Source organism: Arthrobacter sp. B2060 (assembly GCF_059090445.1).
On the sequence record NZ_JBNHFR010000026.1, the window covers coordinates 1 to 1,647 of the forward strand.

2 protein-coding genes are annotated in these 1,647 nt (G+C 63.8%); both read right to left on the reverse strand.

The genetic code is table 11. The features are described 5' to 3' along the window. Window positions 1-1,244, reverse strand: a 1,244-nt coding sequence (locus tag AC5RUM_RS21430) for an NAD(P)/FAD-dependent oxidoreductase (protein ID WP_494036842.1), incomplete at its 3' end; no start/stop codon positions are given. A 29-nt stretch (window positions 1,245-1,273) separates the two neighbouring features. Continuing rightward, on the reverse strand, window positions 1,274-1,647 hold a 374-nt coding region (locus tag AC5RUM_RS21435), incomplete at its 5' end, for an HAD family hydrolase (RefSeq protein WP_494036843.1).

Sequence of the window (1,647 nt, forward strand, 5' to 3'; positions counted from 1 at the left end):
CCGATGAAGGGCAGGAACCAGGGCGGGCCGAAGTGTCCGGGTACGGGCGGGTTTTTGAGGTCTTCCCATACGTTGGCGGTCTTGTCGCCGGCCATGTAGTGGGCCATGCGTTTGCCCATGTGGGCTGCCATTTGCACGCCGTGTCCGCTGTAGCACAGGGAGTAGTAGAGGCCGTCGTGGACGCCGGCGTGGACCATCTGGTCCATGGAGAGGTCCACCAGTCCGCCCCAGATGTAGTCCACCTTGGCGTTGGAGAGGTAGGGGAAGAGTTCGAGCATGGCCTTGCGGAGGATCTCGGCGCTCTTGACGTCCGAGTCCGGGCTGGACAGCGCGAAGCGGGCACGGCCGCCGAACAGCAGCCTGTTGTCCGGGGTGATGCGGAAGTAGTAGGTCAGCATCTTGCTGTCCGAGGCCTGGCGGCGGTTGGGCAGGATGCGGTTGACCACGTCTTCGGGCAGCGGGTCGGTCACGATGATGAAGCTGCCCACCGGGATCACGCGGCGCTGCAGCCACGGGGTGATGTTGCCGGTGTAGCCGCTGGTGGCGACCAGGACCTGCTTGGCGCGGGTGATGCCGCGGGTGGTGTGCACGTCGTGCACGGTGCCGGAGACCTTCTTCAGCTCGGTCACCGCGGCGTTCTCGCAGATATCGGCTCCGGCGGCCACGGCCACCCCGGCCAGGCCGTGGACGAACTTGCCCACGTGCAGGCCCGCCCCGAGCGGGTCAACCATCGCGCCCTGGTAGAAGTCCGTGCCGATTTCGCTGTGGATCTCGGACTTCGGGATCACCGTGACGTGGTGATCGGCCAGCTTCGCCAGCTTCTCCTGGGACTTCAGGAACCCCTCGTAGTGGGACTTGTGGAACGCCAGCGAGAGCTTCCCGAAGCGGTTGTAGTCACAATCGATGCCGTTGTCATGGACGAGCTTTTCGATGGTGTCGATCGCGTCGTTGTATTCCTGGAACATCTGAACGGCGCGCGCGGGGCCGTAGCGCTTGACCGCGGTGCTGAAGCTGATGGCCAACCCGGTCGTCGCCATTCCCCCGTTACGGCCCGACGCGCCCCACCCAACAGTGTGGCGTTCGAACACCGCAACGCTGGCGCCTTGCTTGGCAAATTCCAGGGCCGCGGACAGCCCGGTGAATCCGGCGCCGATGATTGCCACATCGACGTTTTCGGGGACCGGAGTCTGCCGGTAGTCCCCGGATGCTTCGGCCGTGTCCAGCCAGTAAGGAATGAGTTTCACGGGTTGACCTTTCGCCTCGTAGCGGGTTGTTAGAGACCGAGGTGCTTGTTGATCTCGTCCAGGGACTTGGCAACGTTCAGGTCGTAGCCCGGGCCAATGGGGTCATAGCCACGGTCCAGCAACCACAGGTTACGGAAGCCCATGTCATGCATCGGGTGGATGTCATAGCGGGTGTGGGAGGAGATGTGCAGGAAGTCCTCCGGCTTGGCGTTCAGGGTGTCCAGCATGTACTCGAACGCCTGGTAGCGCGGCTTGTAGGCCTGGGCCTGCTCAGCGGTGAACACGGCGTGCCACTCAGCGCCGAGCTTGGGAATGCTGATCTCCAGGAAGCTGTCGTCGGCGTTGGACAGAGCCACCAGCTTGTAGTTGTCGCCCATGAGCTTCAGCGGAGCCGGCACGTCAT